The sequence below is a fragment of the Heyndrickxia sp. FSL K6-6286 genome (assembly GCF_038630395.1).
Classification (GTDB): Bacteria; Bacillota; Bacilli; order Bacillales; family Bacillaceae_C; genus Heyndrickxia; species Heyndrickxia oleronia.
The window spans coordinates 1047328-1067104 of the sequence record NZ_CP152029.1; the positions used below are offsets into that span (position 1 = coordinate 1047328).

Below are 19777 nucleotides of genomic sequence, written 5' to 3' on the forward strand. Positions count from 1 at the left end.
TTACTAGATCAATATGTGTGGAAAAATAGGTTAATTCATTATGTTTGCGAACATGGGACTCATCTATTTTCAAAAACAGCATCGATTACCTAGTGCTTTTGTGTAAGTAGTGTGCTTAGTGTTCACTAAAATACCGGCATAAGCATAGTAGTTCCCTTCAATGATTAGCATTCAAGTAAATTAATGACCTGATGGAAGTAAAAGGGTGCAGCTAAAGGCTGCACCCTTTGTCTATTTAATTCTTGTCATCATAACTAATCAAATTAGTAAAAATCCGGTAACCCCCAGGAACTTGATCCTGTATTTGGCGATAGAAGACTAAATTCGTATATAAATATGTTCCCTTTCCATACTTAGCCATTAATATGCCACCAGTAAATGGATCTTCATTTGGATCAGCCATACTTACGAAAGTTTCGAATTGATTATCCCATTCCATCGGATAATAGAGGCCACGTTCCTGAATCCAATTGTTCCAATCATTATCAGTTATTTTATTTGGATAATTGAATAAAGGGGAATCTGGTTTAGTCACAGTAACTTTTGCGTTTTCATCGGTAACCCTCCATCTAATTGAAGGATCGCCAATTTTTAATTTAAATGGAGCGGTTTTTAATGGGTCCCATCGATCACCGGGTTTATGGTACTGAACTACTAAATGTCCACCATCCTCGACATATTTAAGAAGTCGGTCATTATGCTTAACTAAATCGTCACGGGACAGGTAAGCACGTATCCCGGTAACAATCGTGTCATATTGATTTAAATCACCCGTTGCAAGATCAGCTTCTGTTAGTTTTGTGATGTCAAATCCAGCATTCAATAAATAATCAGCAACTTTATCAAATCCACTATCGATATAACCTATTTTTAATTTGGTCGGTTTTAATAGTTCAAAGGCAACCCCCTTTACCATAGCCGGATATTGATAATAAAAGGTTCCGATATGATCATAGTTTATTTCCTGTACAGTAGAATCAAATGTTTTGCCATCATAACTAATTTTGGCGGAAAGTTGAAAATCTCCTTCTAAAATCTCCTTAGGTGGTGAGACCTTAAATGTGATTTCTTTTTCTTCTAGTTTTTTCGATAGGCTCACATTAGCAGAACGTGGATGAACATCCCATCCGACAGGAATATTTAAGCGAACGGTTGAAGTTACTTTCCCTTCATGGTAATTTTTTAGCTTTACAGTAACAGGTATTTCATCCTGTATGTCTGCTGTGTTAACGATAATATTTTCAGGAGATAAAGTGGCACTAATATCAGGTAGTACTGCAATCGTTCCTTCTAATTCTTGAACATAGGTGGTTTCGGTTCCATTTTGTTTAAATGTAATCGATGCTTGAATAGCTGGTTCTTTGTATGCATGATATTCTTCAGCATTATTCGGAACATTCACCTCAAAAGCTAAGTTCAACGTTTTGCCAGGGGCGAGCGAATCGGCTTGTTTACTTGAAGTTGTTTTCCAACCTTTCGGAGTAATTAAGGCGATATCAAGATGATTTAGTTTGTTTTCTCCGTTGTTTTTTACCTTTACATTAACCTTTGCTTTTTGTCCTTTTGTTAATATTGTTGAATCAGCAGTTGCCTTAACCTCTAGATTAGAAGAGATAAAACTAACAGTCTCAAGTTGATCGATCTTTATTGAAAGTTTATGAAGTAAATCTAATTGAAGATCTTCCTTCAAATTTGCATTTTTTATTTTCTTTTGTAGTTGCCGGACATCTTTTAGTGTTTTTTGTGTTTTATCAAAAACAGACGCACGACTTGGATAGGATTCGGTAATTGAATTTAAGTTTTGTTGGAGCTTTGCTAATTGGACTTTAAGATCATTTTCATTTGGTGGAAGTATTTGTGCCCATTCTGCAAAGTTATATGGAATACCAGCAAATAAGGAGCTACTATCATTGGCATTTTTAGTTGAGAAGAGGAGTTCTAATTTTACTTGTCTTGGTTCTGCTGGAATATCGGATCCCATACCTTGGCTTTTGTGCATATAGCGTGATTGTTCTCCGAGTTGTGGATAAGTCATTCCATAGATTGGGTCATAATCTCCAATTTCAATAGTTGTGGTGACAGGATCATCTGAACCGGATGGTAAATAAAATTTCTTAATCTGCCATGTGGATAAACCCTCTTTTAATTGATCTGGAAACACCTTTGGATCGGCAGCGTCTTTAAATGCTCTTTCACTCAATATTTCCATCGTTCGGTGGTGCCCGTGTTGGCTATCAACATTTCTAAAAGAAGGCATGACAATATCAGGCTGGTATGTGCGGATAAATCGAATCAGTCGTTCATAGGTCACATCTTCTCCCCAATTTTTTAAGGTTTCTTCAGGAGATTTGGAGAAACCAAAGTCATATATTGCATCAGAGGTTGTTTCGCTTAAATGGTAGGCTTTTACTCCAGTAATTTTTGCCGCTTCGATCATTTCACGCGATCGGATAATTCCTAAGGCGTTTCCAAGCTCATTTCCAATTTCATTTTGCCCACCTTCACCACGATTGGCGATAAGGCTTGAGGTTTTTACACCTAAACCCCTTGATAAATAAGCTAAAAAATCACTGCGTTCATCATCAGGATGTGCCCCAGTATTTAAGAAGGTCACAGTAGTTTCAAGAGGTTTTACCGCATTCCATAAATCAAGATCCACCTTATTGTTTTCTTCGTTTGCATGACCTTTAAACGGAAGGAATGCTGCAACTAAAATAATGGCCAGAAAAGCATATAAGAGCTTTTTCAATCGTGTAACCCCTTTCTAATTTGTGTTTTTTAGTGTGACTCTAATATTCCTCCCTTCGACCTAGGAAATTAGTAGGTTAGTTTATTTTCCTAACCAACATAGAAAACGGTGCTTAAATAATAAATAGCATGGAGTTCAAGTTATGTAAATACCTATTATTTTTTTGAAAAATCTGAATAAATTACATCCTGTTAACATATTCTATTTATCCTTAAAGGGTGTACAACCATAGTTTGTATAAAAAGGTTTTATTTTAATAGGTCATAATATTCTACATTAATTAGTAAACTTAACTAACCAAAATAATTAGGGCAGTGATGGAATGGATATTAAAGGAACGCCGATGCAGATGAAATCAATTAATAAAAAGCGGGTGCTTCAATGTATACAGGAACATGCACCTATATCAAGGGCAGAAATTTCTGCCAAGCTTTCTATAAGTAAACCGACTGTTTCTATTTTGGTCGATGAACTTATCCAAGAGCATTGGGTGGTTGAAAAAGGGAATGGTGAAGCATCCTCACAGGGAGGAAGGCGACCGATTCAATTATATTTCGATGAACAAGCAGCATATGTAGCAGGAATAGATATTGGTGGGACAAAAGTAAAAATGGTAATCAGTGATTTATCTGGAACAATAGTCGCTCAATGTCATTTTCCAACCAATCAATATTTAGAACAAGGCTTAATAATTCAGATTCGTGATAAATTAAATCACTTGATCAAACATGCAGGGATTAAACAAGAAGCAATATTGGGGATGGGGGTTGGGGTTCCAGGAATAACAGATACAGTGAACGGCTTAATTATCGATGCTCCTAGCTTAAACTGGATGAACTACCCATTTATTAGTGAGGCAAAGAAGTATTTCTCCTTTCCTATTCATATAGATAATGATGTGAATGTAGCTGTACTCGGCGAACAATGGTTAGGAAGAGCCAAGAATAAAAGGAATGTTCTTTTCATATCCGTAGGAACAGGTATTGGTTGCGGAATCATTATTGATAATCAACTATACAGAGGCACTACAAATGCAGCAGGTGAAATGGGGTATATGGTCACCAACAAAAATGATATGAGGCAAAATTTCCATCCATTGTTTCAACGTTATGGATATTTGGAAAGTGTTGCAGGCGGAAAGTCCATTGGTAAACAGTTAACGATGAAACTCCAAAAGAATAGAGAACATCCATTATTTAAAAAAGCTACTGAAACAGAGCTATCGGCAAAGGATGCCTTTATTCTAGCAAAATCAGGAGATCTACTTGCACAGCAAGTGATTGATGAAGCAATTGAACATTTAGGGTTTGGCATTGTTAATGCTGCTTGCCTGTTAAATCCAGAGGTAATTATTTTAGGAGGTGGTGTTTCCCAATCAGCTGAGGAGATATTATTTCATGTGCGTAAACTTGTGGATCAATACCTTCCTAGCTCAGTTGATATTTATCCATCACAATTAGGCGATAATGCGGGGGTTTTGGGAGCTGTTTCATTATTCCTACGGGAACATGAAAGCATAATAAGACATTCATGGTAGTGTCAAAAGTTCTATGAAAAATCAATTCTAAGGGATGGATTTCTTCACGGAACTTGAGAAGGTGCTGCCGCAGTCGCTCTTGACAAACACGCCAATGGTTTGTGATGTGTTCATTAAGGGCGAAGAGGACAAAAGAAGGCATACCAAATAAACCCTCGGTTTTTCCAATTTTAAACCATTGGCAAGTTCGGTTTGTCAAGAGTACGCTTCGCCGCCTGCTGGTTAAGGGGCTCTGCTAAACAAAAGCTAGGCTGTCTGGTCTTCGATCCAATCCTGGGCTAAACCAATCAGTTTGGTCCATCTGGCAGGCATGTTAGGCAGTTGAAGCAACTCTGGTTGAAGGACCGGGACTTTCCCTTCCAGCGCTGAGTGTGGCCGTAAAAAGTTAAAATAAGCCACAAACAGTGTCACATAGGAGACGGAACCTTGTTCGGATCCAAAACCGTACGTTTGACGATAGTTGCCTTTGAAGGTCCTGTTCAGCCGTTCGATGATCTGTTTCAACGGCCGGTATTCAGCCGATACTGGATCTTCGTTCGTAAGGCCGATGACTTGCTTGATGTCGAATGATATTCCATGTTGGGCGAAGAATTGCTGGGCCAGTAGATAAATCGGATTACCATCAACTACGATGGTCAAGTCCTCCGGGACTTCCTTGAACTTCGTCAAGACTTCATCAATGGCCAGAATCGCTGCTTGTGTATCCCGATTCCGGGATACGGGATAGGCCAGAATGATCTTTTTCACCGCATCGAAGAAGAAGAACAGATAGCGCCAGCGGCCACCCACCCGGATATACGTCTCATCGCCGCAGAACTGGTCGGAAAGCTCATAAGGATAATGGTCCACATACGGCTTGAGAAGCAAGGCCACACTGTTCTCATAATTCAGGATGCTTTGGTGGGAGATATCCACACCATGAACATCCTTCATTAAGGCAGCTGTCTTTCGGGCGGACAGTCCATAATTCACATGGTAAGTCAGGATGAGTCCCAGGGTGTGGGGCGACACATACAGTCTAGATAAATCCACTTTTGGCTTCTTGGGTGACTCCCTGGAAAGTGGCTTGTACTCAATGTGAAATTGGCGAAATAGGTATCGCATCTTGAAATCCTGGGGGTTCTTCTTGAATCGTTTTCTATCTTTGGACGAAAGTCCATTTAGGTTCCGCTGGTAGAAGGAACACGCATTATTCTTGCACTTGTAGATATCAAAGTCTTTCCGTTCCTTCACTTTTTCAAGGGTCTTCAAGCAATGCGGGCATTTCAGGATGGCTTCCTTGGCATACTGGTTTTTCTGATTGAACAGACACGCACACACCTTACATTGGTACTGTCCGTTTCCTCCATTATTGGCATAAAGGTAATCTGCTGGAGCACCACACTTTGGGCAGGAAATGTTGGATGGTACGGATGTTTTGGAATTGGCATGACGTCTGACAGGCTTTAGTGTCTTACCTTTTTCTTCGGAGTACTCTTTCATTAGGGTTTTATAATCCAGCTTTTGAAAAGTCTCGATAACAGGAAGTTCATCCACCTGGAGCTTTCGATAAGGCTGATTCACCGGCTGTTCTTTCGACTTATCAAACATGTTCTTGCCAATAAGCAGCGTAAGAAGAGTCCGGATTATTTGATCTTGGTACTTAATTAAAGTTAATAAATAGGTTATAATTTGAGGGTACAACTTGTCACTTCCTTTCTGGGAATTGGGTGTGTGGTAACCTCAATTATCTCCAGAATTCAGGGGGTGGCAATTTTTTTGCTTAAAAAGCCCTCTATCATAGGATTTTATAACCTATTTCTTATAAAAGTTTTGACAATACGACATTCATAATGGGGGGAGAAAGATGAAGAAAAGGAAAATGGTGTCCTTGCTTGGGGTATTGACTTTGTCCGCTACGATGATTTTATCAGCGTGTAGTTCTTCCGGAGAAAAGGATTCGAAAGAAACCTCGAAGGAGTCTGATAACAAGTTAGAGGATAAAGTGGTTATTTATTCTCCACATGGAAAGGACATTCTTGGTCAATTTGAGAAGATGTTTGAAGAAAAATACGGCATTGATGTTGAATGGCTAGATATGGGTTCTCAGGAAGTGCTTGACCGCATTCGTTCAGAGAAAAACAATCCACAAGCAGACGTTTGGTGGGGGGCTCCATCCACTAATTTTGAACAAGCAAAAGGAGAGGACTTGTTAGATCCTTATGAACCAACCTATTCTGCTACTCTTGATGAAGGGTTCCATGAGCCTGATTGGTACTGGACAGGAACGAGTCAAACGCCCGAAGTGATTATGTATAATACTAAGCTTCTAAAAAAAGAAGAGGTACCAAAGGACTGGGATGAACTTCTTGATCCGAAATGGAAGGATAAAATTATCATTCGTTATCCTCTAGCTTCTGGAACTATGAGAACGATTTTTTCAGCAATGATTTATCGTGACTTTAAAGATTCAGGGGATCCTAATACTGGTTATGAATGGTTAAAGAAATTAGATGCAAATACGAAAGAATATTCAGCGAATCCGGAGATGATGTATAACAAGGTTGCCAAAGGTGAAGGGCTACTTTCTGTATGGGGAATGCCAGATGTTGCAATGTTAAAAGAACAGAAGAATTATCCGTTTGATTTTATTATTCCTGCGAGCGGTACTCCTGTGTTAACTGAAGGAATTGCAATTGTGAAGGGGGCGCCACATCCGAAGGCAGCTGAAGCATTTTATGAATTTGTTAATACACCTGAAGCAGCAAAGATTTTAGCTGAACAGCATTATCGAATTCCAACGAGAAATGATGTAACGGATTTACCAGATTGGATTAAAAATACAGAAATTAAAGAAATGGATATCGATTGGGATGTATTTGAAAGCCAATCGGATGTGTGGATGAAATATTGGGATGAAAATATAAAAAATGGTGATAAACAGATTAAAGAATAGGAAGTGAACGAGGAATGGCTTCCATTAACCTTGAAAATGTACAAAAGACTTTCGGAAAGGTAATTGCCGTAGATCAGCTTAATTTACAGATTAGGGAAGGGGAGTTCTTCACTTTCCTAGGACCGAGCGGCTGTGGAAAAACAACAACCCTCCGAATGATTGCAGGATTTTATTACCCAACAAAAGGAATTGTTCGCTTTGGAGAAAAGGATATGACACGTGTTCCTCCTGAAAAAAGAAATACGGGCATGGTTTTTCAAAACTATGCCCTATTCCCTCATATGACGGTGTTTGAAAATGTTGCTTTCGGGTTAAAAGTCCGAAAAATCCCTTCTACTGAGATAAAAAATCGCGTTCATGATGTCTTAGAAAAAGTTCGCCTAGATACATTCAGTAACCGTCAAGTGAGCCAATTAAGTGGGGGACAGCAACAACGAGTGGCATTGGCTCGTGCATTGGTGATTGAACCCGAAATCCTTTTATTAGATGAACCTTTAAGCAATTTGGATGCGAAATTACGTGATGAAATGCGTACAGAAATTTTACGCTTACAGCGCGATTATCATATAACGACAATCTACGTCACTCATGATCAGGCAGAAGCATTGTCAATGAGTGACCGAATAGCTGTATTTAATCATGGGGTATGTCACCAAATAGGGACACCATTTGAAATTTATAATGAACCTGCAAATGATTTTGTTGCGCAATTTATTGGGGAAATAAACTTTATTCCGTTTGAAATGGATAAAATCAAGGAAGAAAAAATTGAGGTTCGGATTTTTCAAGGTAATCAAAGCTTATCTGTCAAGCGTATACCATTTAATGATGTAGAATTTTCCATGGATGAAAAGCTGATTCTTTCCATTCGTCCTGAGTCCATTAAACTATCAACCCAAGCAATGGAAGGAGAAAATGTGTTAGAAGGGAAGATAGAGAGTTTACAGTTTTTTGGTTCCGCTGTTGAGATTCTAGTAAAGGTACAGGATATAACATTAAAGGTAAACTTGTTAAATCCAGCTGATTTATCTGTATTAAAGAAAGAATCGATGGTTTGGCTGGAGTTGCCGGCTGATCGGATTCGCTTAATTCCTAAGATAAGCGGTGATCGATTATGATGAAAAATAGGAATCATCGGTTGACTATTTATCTATTAATCCCAATTCTTCTCATACTCATTGCTTATGTTTTATATCCTTCCATAAAGACATTAATCGAAAGCTTGCAAAAGGATGGCATATATACACTTGCGAATTACTCGGACTTTTTTGTACAAGAATCGAAAACCAACCTAGAAGCGCTTTGGAATTCTGTTTATATTTCAGTTTTAAGTGTGATTGCCAGTGCATTGATCGGCATCCCGCTTGCATTTATTTTTAATCGTTATCAATTTCCGGGTCGCGGCTTTTTTGCATCAGCTGCGATTATGCCAATTGTACTGCCATCTTTAGTTGGTGTAATGGCCTTTATGTTTTTATATGGAGAAACGGGTCTAATTCCTAATGCAATAAAGGATTTATTTGGATTAGAAAAGGTACCTTTTAGTATTGGTGGGGTATCCGGAATCTTAATTGTTCACGCCTATACTATGTATGTGTATTTTTATATGACTGTTTCATCTGCCATTAATAAAATTGATCCGAGTTTAGAAGAAGCTGCTTATAATTTAGGAGCAAGTAAGTTTAAAGTATTTTGGAAAGTGACATTTCCATTGTTAACACCAGCGATTGTTGCTGCATCATTATTAGTATTTATGATTTCAATGGCTTCGTTTAGTGCCCCCTTCCTATTAGCTGGTGGATACCGCGTACTTAGCTTACAAATATATTTTTCTAAAATAAATGGAGATATGGAAATTGCAGCTACTCAATCTGTCATTCTCTCCATTGTATCGATAAGCTTCTTACTATTCATGCGATGGTATCAGAATCGCAAAGATTACCGCATGGCAACAAAAGGGATTGGTGCACATCGTAGTGAAGTAAAAAATCCATTTCTTAAGTGGGTGATGGTCGTTTGTGGAGTGATCGGTGTATTAATTTTATTATTACCCCACCTTACCATTCTATTACTCTCATTAGTACCGGATGGAACATGGACATGGCAGACCTATCCAACCGTATTTAATATCGAAAATTATCGTCTATTATTAGATGATCCTAATATATGGAAGCCAATTAAAAATAGCTTGTTGCTTGCCATCATTGCGACTGCCGGAAATTTTGTGTTTGGTGTGTTTACTTCATATTTATTAGTAAAAAGGAAATTTATTGGCAAAAGCTTTGTTGATATATTAGTAATGATTCCTTGGGCATTGCCTGCAACAGTTATCGGCATGAATTTAATCTTTGCCTTTAACGAACCGAATATATTTTCATTTGGACATATTCTTGTGGGGACATTCGCGATATTGCCATTAGCTTATTTTGTTCGCCACATCCCATTAGTTGTTCGATCAACAAATGCTGTATTAGAGCAATTGGATGATTCCTTGGAGGAAGCTTCTAGAAATTTAGGTGCAAAATGGTTTTATACGTTTAGAAGGGTCATATTACCGATTATTATGCCAGGTGTACTATCTGGTACATTGCTTGCCTTTATTGAATCGGTCGGTGAATTCCCAACCTCGGTATTATTGTACACACTAGCAAATCGACCGATTTCGATTGAGATTATGAACCAGCTAAGAATGTTTAATATGGGGCAGGCAGCTGCTTATGGAATGTTCCAAATTGCTTTAATCGCTATCGTACTATTTATTTCGAATAAATTTTTTGGAGTGAAGGCCGAGCAATCTTTGTAAACCTGCATAATAGGAGAGATAACATGAAATCAATCAATGATTTTATTGAATCAGAAGGATCACAGTTCCCGGGGAAAACGTATGTGGAGGAATTATTAAAACCCGTGTTCAATGATCAAAGGGATTATTTATTTGATGTAATGTTCGATATTCATCGGGCACATGTGATTATGCTTTCGGAACAGAAAATTATCCCGATAACCGAAGCGCGAAAGATGTTAGCGGGAATAAATAAGATCGCAAAAACTGACTATCAATCTTTAACCTACCAACCAGAATACGAAGATTTATTTTTCATGATGGAGGCAAAAATTGGCGAAGAGATTGGACCTGAATTAGCGGGCAAAATCCATATTGGCAGAAGCAGAAATGATATGGGGGTAGCGATGTATCGTTTAGTTCTTAGGGAACATCTGGTAACGACGATTGAAAATGCCTATCGACTAAGTGAGGTATTATTGTTTCAAGCTGATCAGCATTTAGAAACTTATATGACAGGATATACACATACACAACCTGCTCAGCCGACGACCTTAGGTCATTATTTGTTGGCAATCTATGATGTGCTACAAAGAGATATAAAGCGATTAGAATCCGCGTATCAAACAGTGAATCAATCTCCATTAGGTGCAGCTGCGTTAACGACAACGGGATTTCCCATTAGCCGTGAGCGGACCTGTGAGCTGCTCGGGTTCGATCAAGTGATTGAGAATTCCTATGATTCGATTGCAAGTGCAGATTACTTATTAGAAACGTCCACCGCCCTTATCACTTTGATGGTAAACACTGGGAGATGGATTCAAGATTTTTTACAGCATGTAACGCGAGAATTCGGTTCTTTTCTTGTTGCTGATCCGTATGTGCAGGTTAGTAGCATAATGCCTCAAAAACGGAATCCAGTATCAATTGAACATTCACGCTCTATTGCAAGCAGCGCATATGGAGAGGCATTAGCTGCAATCAATATGATTCATAACACTCCTTTTGGTGATATTGTTGATACAGAGGATGATCTCCAACCCCATCTATATCGTGCCTTTAATAACGCTAATCGAGTGCTAAAACTAATGTATGCAGTCATTACGACGTTAAGAGTAAATAAGGATCATTTGAAAAAAATGACAGAAAGGTCCTGCATTACAATTACCGAATTAGCAGACACATTAGCACGTGAATACAATATTTCCTTTAGAAAATCTCATAAAATTGCCAGCTATCTATCTACTCAATCTATACAAGCAAAGAAAGAACTGAAGGATTGGGAAATTCAAGATATAAATCATATGATTAATCATTTTGTTGATGCCACCTTAACATCTAAGCAATGGAAGAAGATCATTTCACCTGAATATTTTGTTCGTATCAGAAACATTCAGGGAGGACCGAATCCTCAAGAAGTTAAAAGAATGATTCTTCAACGGGAAGAGCAGTTAGCACATAGCAAGTGGAATGCTCAGCAAATAAAAGCAAAATTAAATAAAAATAAAGAGCATCTAGTTACCTATCAATTATAAAGGAAAGCACCTCTTTCTTTTTTTCTAAAAAAATGAAAGGGTGCTTATTTATGTCATTCCATTTCTTAAAGATTGTTGTTATTCTTATTACTGTGTTTCCCCATAAAGGGCGAAAAACAATAATCTATTCAATAAAATCATTATATATCGGTTATTTTTCTGTAGAATAATGAGAAGTTGATTATCTAGGAGATGTTTTCGTTGCTGCAAACGCTGAATACACAATTGCAAAAAGCAATGCCTCTGATTACACCAACAAGTGTGATTCTTGGTGTGTTATTAACCACATATATAAAAGATTTTTCTTTTCTGATTTCTTGGATATTTGCATTCATGACCTTTTCAGGCAGTCTCAGTTCGAATTTTCAATCACTTAAACAAGCAATTTTCCACCCTTTTTCAATGATTATAGTTATGGTTATTTTACATATTTTTATGCCGTTATGGGCATTTGGAATTGGCCATTTATCTTTTCGTGGGGATGCACATACAATTACAGGTCTTGTACTAGGAATGATTATTCCAACAGGAATCACAAGTGTCGTCTGGGTGTCTATTTATAAAGGAAATATGGCCGTTACGCTTTCTATTATTTTAATTGATACATTATTATCACCATTTATTGTTCCTTTCACCTTGTCTTTATTTGTCGGTCAAAAGGTGGAGATGGATATCATTAGCATAATGAATGGTCTATTGTGGATGGTAGTAGTTCCTTCGATTTTAGGGATGATATTGAACCAAATGACAAAAGGGAAGGTACAGGAGATTATAGGAGCCAAATTATCACCTTTTTCCAAACTAGCTCTAGGTCTAGTTGTAATGCTTAATGGAGCAGTTATTGCACCACATTTAAAACATATTAATCTAAAACTGATTTGGATCGGTATTGTTGTGTTTTTTATCGCATTTACAGGGTATTTATTTTCCATATTGATTAGCAGAATATTGAAGAGAGATCGAGAAACGACTGTTGCCATTACATTTCTTGGAGGAATGCGGAATATTAGTGCAGGAGCAGTTATTGCGGTCACCTATTTTCCAGCGAGTGTTGCGACACCTGTTATTATAGGAATGCTGTTTCAGCAAGTCCTTGCTTCGTTATTTGGTAGTGTTTTAGATAAGCTTTCAAAACAAACAAAATATGAGAAAAGGTCAATCGCTTAATAGAGAGGGTGTTTGATTAGTCTAATTAAAATAATTTAATGTACGTAGGCAGGAATGCCCCTTTAGAAATCGAATCATAATAGAGTAACTTTATAAATTTATATTCGATATGGGGGATTAGCATTGATTACGAAAAAAATTTTATTCATCGGTGATAGTATTACAGATGGTGCTAGAAATGAGGACAGTGAAGGTTTAGGCTTTGGTTATGTAAGAATGATACGGGATTATTTTATCACTAACTATGAAAATATCAATTACCAGATAATTAATAGAGGGATCAGTGGGAATCGTATAAGTGATTTAGCAGAAAGATGGGACAGAGATGTTATTAATCTAAAGCCGGACTATTTATCTATTTCAATCGGAATCAATGATGTATGGAGACAACTTGATCGCCCTGAAATGGAACAAATTGATCCAGAGAAATTTGAAAATTATTATGATCAATTGTTAAGTCAAGTGAAGCGGGAAACAAAGGCACAAATCATCCTGATGGAACCTACCATTATTGATGAAGATACACAGTCGATAGGAAATCGCATGTTAAAAAAATATGTTGAAATTGTCCATCGAATCGCAGATAAGTTTGATGCTAAAATTGTAATGACACATCAGGCATTCCTTCAATATTTAGGATCTAACAAGGAATATAAACTTACAACAGATGGGGTTCATATGACCTCTATAGGGAATACATTAATGGCAAATACTTGGCTCAATGCAGTAGAACAAATGCTTGAAAAAAATGAAGGAAAATTAATCATGTAACGTTTAATAAGAAAGTGTTTATAGTACGAATAACAATTATCCACAAACGGTGCCAGGCACCGTTTTAATCTGTTTCATAAATTCTTTTAATTGTATGTGCGGTCTCCTCAAGAATATAGATGACAGGGATTTGCGTAGTAATGTTTGCCTCACCTAAATATACTTCTGTCACATAGTAGGCAATATTTATATCTGATATTTTTGCTAGCGTACAATTTTTGCTATTTGTTATACTGACAATCTTGCTGCCTTCACTTTTTAATAAATTTGCTAGTTTTAAGGTATAATCGGTTTCTCCTGAAACTGATAAAATAATTGCTGTACTGTCTTTAAGGTCTTTACTATTTATTGGGTAAAAAGGGTCCTTAATAAAGGAAGCGAATTTACCTAAACTAGAAAAGTACCTAGCCCCATACTCCGCTAATATTCCAGAGCTTCCGGTTCCGAAAAAGATTACTTTTCCTGACTTAGCCACTAGTTCTGCAGTATCCTGAATGAAGGCTTCAAAATTACCTTTCAACGTTCTTTCCACAAATTCTGATAGAAAATACTTGGTAGATTTTAAATTGCTTTGCTCTTTTCTATCTAAGTAGAGCTTCAGCTTTACTTTAAACTCGGAAAAGCCATCACAATTTATTTTTCGGCAAAATCGTAGAATCGTAGAGGTTGAAACATGAGTTTGATCAGCTAGCTCTCTAATTCGCATATAGATGACCTTTTCACTATTTTTAATGATGTAGTTATATAAAGAAATTTCTAATTCATTAAAGGAGGTAATCATTTCATTCGTGAACATATTAAGTCCCCTTATACTAAAAATTCAGACCTTTTTTCCTACTATCATAACATGAAAAAATAAATAAAAAACAGATTGTTTCAAAAATGGAACAAATGCCATTAAACGAAATTAAATCCTAAATTTTAAATTCGTCTTTTATAAAAAATGAAAACGTGTACAATGCAGAATAAGAGGAGGGATTAAATGAGTCATCAAAAAACAATCAACTTTCCCCAAAATTTTTTATGGGGATCAGCTTCAGCTGCTTATCAAATCGAAGGGGCGTGGAATGAAGATGGAAAGGGTCCTTCGGTATGGGATACCTTTACAAAAATTCCGGGGAAAACATTTCAAGGAACAAATGGTGATATTGCTGTAGACCATTATCATCGTTATAAAGAAGATGTTGCTTTAATGAATGAAATGGGATTGAAGGCCTATCGTTTCTCTATTGCATGGAGCCGTATCTATCCTGAAGGTAGAGGGAAAATTAATGAAGAGGGTTTACGGTTTTATGACAACTTAATTAATGAATTAATAAAGTATGATATTGAGCCTATTATTACAGTGTACCATTGGGATTTACCGCAGGCCCTTATGGATTTATATGGCGGGTGGGAGTCACGTGAAATTATTGATGATTTTAATAATTACTGTATTACCCTTTTTAAACACTATGGGGATCGTGTGAAGTATTGGGTTACGTTAAATGAGCAAAATATTTTCATCCAAATGGGGTATGATCTTGGTACCCATCCTCCAAGTGTTCAAGATCCTAAACGAATGTATGAAGCGAATCATATCGCTAATTTAGCAAATGCTAAAGCCATTCAATCATTTAGAAAATTTGTTCCAAATGGTAAAATTGGCCCTAGTTTTGCTTACACCCCAAGTTATCCTTTTAGCAGTCATCCAGAAGACATACTTGCCTTTGAAGCGGCTGAAGAAATGACTAGCCATTGGTGGTTAGATATCTATTGTTGGGGACATTATCCTCAAACTGTATGGAACTACTTGGAAAAGGAAGGCCTCACACCAACTATTGAGGATGGAGATTTTGAGTTACTTAAATTTGGGCGTCCAGATTTCCTTGGTATGAACTATTATCGAACAAGTACCGTTGAAAGGAACCCTTTGATCGGGGGGGTTGGCAAGGGATCGATGAATACGACCGGAAAAAAAGGAACGACGAAGGATCATGGTATTCCCGGCCAATATAAAACAAGGAAGAACCCTTTTTTAGAGGCAACAAATTGGGATTGGGAAATAGATCCAGCAGGCTTAAGGATTGGTCTACGCCGGTTAACTAGTCGTTATCAACTACCAATACTTATTACCGAAAATGGTTTAGGTGAGTTTGATAAACTGGAAGAAAATGATCAAATACATGATGATTATCGAATTGAATTTCTCCGTTCACATGTGGAGGCTTGTGGGCTAGCAATACTGGATGGTGTTGATTTAATAGGTTATTGTACGTGGTCTTTCACCGATTTACTCAGTTGGTTAAATGGTTATCAAAAAAGATATGGTTTTGTCTATGTTAATCGTGACGAACATGGAGAAAAAGACAGCCGTCGAATAAAAAAGAAAAGTTTTTATTGGTATAAAGAAGTCATTACAAGTAATGGTCAGACTATTTTTAAGTCATGATGACTAAATCAAGGGGGATTTGTATTGAAAAAGCTTCTTTTGGTTTGCGCGGCAGGAATGTCTACTAGTCTATTAGTAAATAAAATGAATGATGCGGCAAAGGAAAAAGGAATAGAAATTGAGATATTTGCTTTGCCAGTTTCTGAATGTGAAAGTGTCGCAAATGAGGTAGATATTGTTTTACTTGGGCCACAAGTGCGATATCAAAAACCACAGGTTGATAAAATTATTGATGGCAGAGTTCCAGTGGAAGTCATTGATATGAGGGATTACGGAACAATGAATGGAATGGCAGTGTTGGAAAAGGCATTAAGCCTAATGGCATAGTGCATAAACACGAACAAAGGGGCAGGAAAGATTAATTTAAGGCTGTGGAAAGAAGGATTTGTCGATCTTCAAGCTATTTTTTACGTTAAAACATTACCTAAATAGCAACAACAATGTTTGAGAAAAAAGCCTAATTTAATATTGCGGGGGGAGTATTCATGGGGTTTATGACTACGTTTGAAAGGGTGGCGGAAAAAGCTTTAGTGCCGATTGCTTCTAAGCTTAATTCGCAACGGCATGTCATCGCCATACGAGATGCGTTTATTTTGTCTTTTCCAATTACATTGGCAGGTTCGCTTGTACTCTTATTAAATTTCGCCATATTAGCACCAGATGGGTTTATTGCAAAAATTTTATTTTTGCATAAATTATTTCCAAATTTAGCCGACTTGCAATCGGTGTTTTCGCCAGTCATTAATGGTTCGGTAAATATTCTTTCTATGTTTATTGTCTTTCTTGTAGCAAGAAACCTAGCTATTTCTATGAAGGCAGATGAGTTATTATGTGGATTAACAGGATTATCTGCATTTTTTATTATCTATCCTCCATATAAAGTGGTGGATGGAGGAAGCTTTTTAACAACACAATGGGTTGGTGCACAAGGTTTATTTGTTGCTCTCATTGTTGGATTAATTGTCGGTGAACTTTTTAGTCGATTAACAAAATATAAGAAGCTCCAATTTAATATGCACCCATCAGTACCACCAGCTGTTTCCCGTTCGTTTAAAGTATTGTTTCCAATCATTATTATTGTTGTTCTTTTTGCAATTGGAAACGGTATCATCAATGCTCTTTACCCCAAAGGACTACATCAATTTATTTATGAAGTACTTCAAACACCTTTAAAACATCTAGGAACTAATATTGTATCACTCGTTATATTGGCGATTGTCTCTAATTTATTATGGGTATTTGGGATTCATGGTCCAAATACAATTGCCGCCATCCGGGAAGGTATGTTTGCTGAGGCAAATCTGGAAAACTTGAATTTTGTTGCTGAACATGGAACCGCATGGGGAGCACCTTATCCAGTTACTTGGGCATTAAATGATGCCTTTGCGAATTATGGTGGTTCAGGAATGACATTAGGTTTATTAATTGCAATTTTTATTGCCTCTAGGAGAAAGGATTATCGAGATATTGGTAAATTATCCATTGGTCCAGGACTTTTCAACATCAATGAACCGGTTATTTTCGGATTGCCTGTCGTATTAAATCCTATATTAATTATTCCATTTATTCTTGTACCTGCAGTTAATATAATCATCGGTTATCTTGCTGTTGTAACAGGGTTAATTCCACCAATTGCTTATGCCGTACCATGGACAACACCAGGGCCGCTCATTGCATTCCTTGGTACTGGTGGAAACTATGTGGCATTACTTGTTGGTTTCATATGTTTAGCCGTCTCCACCCTTGTATATCTACCGTTTGTTATTGCAGCAAATCGAGCATTGGAGAAGAGCAATAGCAGTAATGAAAAATCCAATTCAGAAAAATTAGCGTAAGGAATGAGAAGATGAATCATTATGTAGTACAAATAATGGCCGGTCAAATTAAATTTGTTCAGGATTTTTTTAAAGATTATAAGGATGAAAAGATAAAAACATCTCTAAAATCTGTTGAAAGAATTAGAGCTGTACTGGATGTTGTATCAGATTTACCACAAGAGGAAATGATCAAGCATATTAAGAATACATTTAAACACTCACCTATTGGTTCGGCATTGCACTTTACTGTTCAAATAGTAGAATAAATTACTAAAAAAGAAAAGGTGATGTGCTTAGGCCATCACCTAAATATATTAGCTTGATAGAGGGTGATTGTATATGGAAGGAATGGAGCTTGCTGCTTTTCATATTATAAGCAATGTGGGAACAGCGAAAAGTTTGGTTATGGAGGCCTTATATGCTGCACGAGAAGGGGAATATAAGGAAGCAGAAAATAAATTAATAGAATCTAGAAAGTTTTTAACGGAAGGACATCATTCCCATCATCAATTAATTCAAAAAGAAGCGTCAGGTACTCAGCTGCCTTTTTCCTTATTAATCATGCATGCTGAAGATCAGATGATGAGTGCGGAAATAATGAGTGATTTAGTTCAAGAAATGATTCGGATGTATCAAGAGATAAACAAATTAAAGGGCACTTATTCAAAATGAAATGTTAAAAGTTGAGGAGGATACCATGAAGGACGGAATAAAAATTGTTACGATAGGCGGAGGCTCCAGTTATACCCCAGAACTAATTGAAGGATTTATTAATCGCTATCACGAGCTTCCCGTTAAAGAACTTTGGCTCGTAGATATTGAAGAAGGAAAAGAAAAATTAGAGATTATTGGACAGCTAGCAAAGCGGATGATCGAAAAGGCAGGGGTACCCATAGAGGTCCATCTCACAATAGACCGAAGAGAAGCGTTATTGGATGCGGACTTTGTTACGACACAATTTAGAGTGGGCTCATTGGATGCTCGTGCGAAAGATGAGCGAATCCCTTTAAAATATCATGTGATCGGTCAAGAAACGAATGGGCCAGGTGGATTATTTAAAGGTTTGCGTACAATACCTGTTATTTTGGAAATTTGTAAGGACATAGAGGAATTATGCCCTGATGCATGGATAGTGAATTTTACTAATCCAGCAGGGATGGTGACCGAGGCAGTATTACGTTATAGCAATATTAAAAAAGTGGTAGGATTATGTAATGTTCCAATTGGAATGCGCATGGGTATTGCCAAAGCATTAAAGGTGGAACCTAATCGAGTCCATGTAGATTTTGCAGGTCTTAATCATATGGTATTTGGTTTGAATGTTTACTTAGATGGGGAAAGCATTCTTGATAAGGTCATTGATAGCATGGCAGATCCAAAGAATGAAATGACTATGAAAAATATTGCCGGACTTACTTGGGAACCTGACTTTATACGAGGTCTCGGTGTAATTCCATGTGGCTATCACCGATATTATTATAAAACGAGTGAAATGCTAGCTGAAGAGCTTGAATCAGCAGAAAAACAAGGAACACGCGCAGAGGTCGTTCAAAAGCTTGAGAAAGAGTTATTTGAGTTATATAAGAGTCCGGATTTGAACATAAAGCCACCTCAATTAGAAAAACGTGGGGGTGCCTATTACAGTGATGCTGCCTGCAGTCTAATCAACTCGATATATAATGACAAACGTGACATTCAGCCAGTTAATACGAGAAATAATGGTGCAATCGCTAGTATTCCCAATGACTCAGCAGTAGAAGTCAATTGTATTATTACAAAGGATGGCCCTAAACCGATCTCTGTAGGAGATTTACCTGTAGCGGTAAGGGGATTGGTCCAACAAATAAAATCATTTGAACGTGTGGCGGCAGAAGCAGCAGTAACAGGTAATTATGAGACGGCATTATTGGCAATGACAATTAATCCACTCGTACCATCTGATACAGTGGCAAAACAAATTTTGGATGAAATGCTGGAAGCGCATAAAGAGCACCTACCGCAATTTTTACATGAAAAGCAGCCTTCTTAAACAGGCTGCTTTCTGGGAATTCGC

General features: G+C 37.3%; 16 protein-coding genes. 13 read left to right on the forward strand and 3 right to left on the reverse strand.

Annotated elements, in window-relative coordinates; genetic code table 11:
* Positions 1-235: 235 nt before the first annotated feature.
* Positions 236-2749 carry an NEW3 domain-containing protein gene (locus MHI39_RS05335; protein ID WP_342540834.1) on the reverse strand — a complete coding sequence of 838 codons (2514 nt, stop codon included), beginning with the start codon at positions 2747-2749 and terminating at the stop codon, positions 236-238.
* A gap of 322 nt (positions 2750-3071) precedes the next feature.
* Between MHI39_RS05335 and MHI39_RS05340 the strand changes: the two genes are divergently transcribed.
* Positions 3072-4286 (forward strand): ROK family transcriptional regulator, encoded by a 1215-nt coding sequence (locus tag MHI39_RS05340; RefSeq protein WP_342540835.1) that lies wholly within the window; start codon positions 3072-3074, stop codon positions 4284-4286.
* A gap of 246 nt (positions 4287-4532) precedes the next feature.
* Here MHI39_RS05340 and MHI39_RS05345 read toward each other — a convergent pair whose 3' ends face one another.
* Positions 4533-5969: a DDE-type integrase/transposase/recombinase gene (locus tag MHI39_RS05345; protein ID WP_071975050.1), complete on the reverse strand. Its 1437-nt coding sequence runs from the start codon at positions 5967-5969 to the stop codon at positions 4533-4535.
* 163 nt (positions 5970-6132) lie between these two features.
* On the opposite strand from MHI39_RS05345, the gene MHI39_RS05350 reads away from it, so the two are divergent.
* The 6 genes from MHI39_RS05350 to MHI39_RS05375 all read left to right on the forward strand — a co-directional run bounded on the left by MHI39_RS05350 (position 6133) and on the right by MHI39_RS05375 (position 13476).
* A complete protein-coding gene (locus MHI39_RS05350) occupies positions 6133-7221 on the forward strand; it encodes an extracellular solute-binding protein (protein WP_071975148.1) in 1089 nt (362 codons plus the stop codon).
* A 14-nt stretch (positions 7222-7235) separates the two neighbouring features.
* Positions 7236-8339 carry an ABC transporter ATP-binding protein gene (locus MHI39_RS05355; protein WP_212944735.1) on the forward strand — a complete coding sequence of 368 codons (1104 nt, stop codon included), beginning with the start codon at positions 7236-7238 and terminating at the stop codon, positions 8337-8339.
* On the forward strand, positions 8336-10024 hold the full coding sequence (locus MHI39_RS05360) for an iron ABC transporter permease (RefSeq protein WP_212944734.1): 1689 nt from the start codon (positions 8336-8338) through the stop codon (positions 10022-10024). Before MHI39_RS05355 ends, MHI39_RS05360 begins: the two co-directional genes overlap by 4 nt.
* Before the next feature lie 23 nt (positions 10025-10047).
* The gene (gene argH / locus MHI39_RS05365) at positions 10048-11538 is read left to right on the forward strand and encodes an argininosuccinate lyase (protein ID WP_342540836.1); all 1491 of its coding nucleotides are present in this window, start codon (positions 10048-10050) and stop codon (positions 11536-11538) included.
* 201 nt (positions 11539-11739) lie between these two features.
* Positions 11740-12705 (forward strand): bile acid:sodium symporter family protein, encoded by a 966-nt coding sequence (locus tag MHI39_RS05370; RefSeq protein WP_259549141.1) that lies wholly within the window; start codon positions 11740-11742, stop codon positions 12703-12705.
* 123 nt (positions 12706-12828) lie between these two features.
* Positions 12829-13476: an SGNH/GDSL hydrolase family protein gene (locus MHI39_RS05375; protein WP_259549142.1), complete on the forward strand. Its 648-nt coding sequence runs from the start codon at positions 12829-12831 to the stop codon at positions 13474-13476.
* Between the two features lie 64 nt (positions 13477-13540).
* Here the strand turns inward: MHI39_RS05375 and MHI39_RS05380 are convergent, their stop codons facing one another.
* A complete protein-coding gene (locus MHI39_RS05380) occupies positions 13541-14272 on the reverse strand; it encodes a MurR/RpiR family transcriptional regulator (protein ID WP_071975125.1) in 732 nt (243 codons plus the stop codon).
* 186 nt (positions 14273-14458) lie between these two features.
* Here MHI39_RS05380 and MHI39_RS05385 point away from each other — a divergent pair, with 186 nt between their 5' ends.
* The 6 genes from MHI39_RS05385 (at position 14459) to MHI39_RS05410 (ending at position 19753) form a co-directional block, all read left to right on the forward strand.
* A complete protein-coding gene (locus tag MHI39_RS05385; RefSeq protein ID WP_342540837.1) occupies positions 14459-15907 on the forward strand; it encodes a glycoside hydrolase family 1 protein in 1449 nt (482 codons plus the stop codon).
* Positions 15908-15931: 24 nt separating this feature from the next.
* Positions 15932-16234 carry a PTS sugar transporter subunit IIB gene (locus MHI39_RS05390; RefSeq protein ID WP_058003493.1) on the forward strand — a complete coding sequence of 101 codons (303 nt, stop codon included), beginning with the start codon at positions 15932-15934 and terminating at the stop codon, positions 16232-16234.
* Between the two features lie 158 nt (positions 16235-16392).
* Positions 16393-17742: a PTS sugar transporter subunit IIC gene (locus tag MHI39_RS05395; protein WP_259549144.1), complete on the forward strand. Its 1350-nt coding sequence runs from the start codon at positions 16393-16395 to the stop codon at positions 17740-17742.
* A gap of 11 nt (positions 17743-17753) precedes the next feature.
* Positions 17754-17990, forward strand: coding sequence for a hypothetical protein (locus tag MHI39_RS05400; protein WP_058003495.1), 237 nt, complete (start codon positions 17754-17756; stop codon positions 17988-17990).
* A 73-nt stretch (positions 17991-18063) separates the two neighbouring features.
* Positions 18064-18396, forward strand: a complete 333-nt coding sequence (locus tag MHI39_RS05405) for a PTS lactose/cellobiose transporter subunit IIA (RefSeq protein ID WP_259549146.1) — start codon at positions 18064-18066, stop codon at positions 18394-18396.
* Positions 18397-18421: 25 nt separating this feature from the next.
* On the forward strand, positions 18422-19753 hold the full coding sequence (locus MHI39_RS05410) for a 6-phospho-beta-glucosidase (protein ID WP_259549148.1): 1332 nt from the start codon (positions 18422-18424) through the stop codon (positions 19751-19753).
* The last annotated feature ends 24 nt before the right edge of the window (positions 19754-19777 follow it).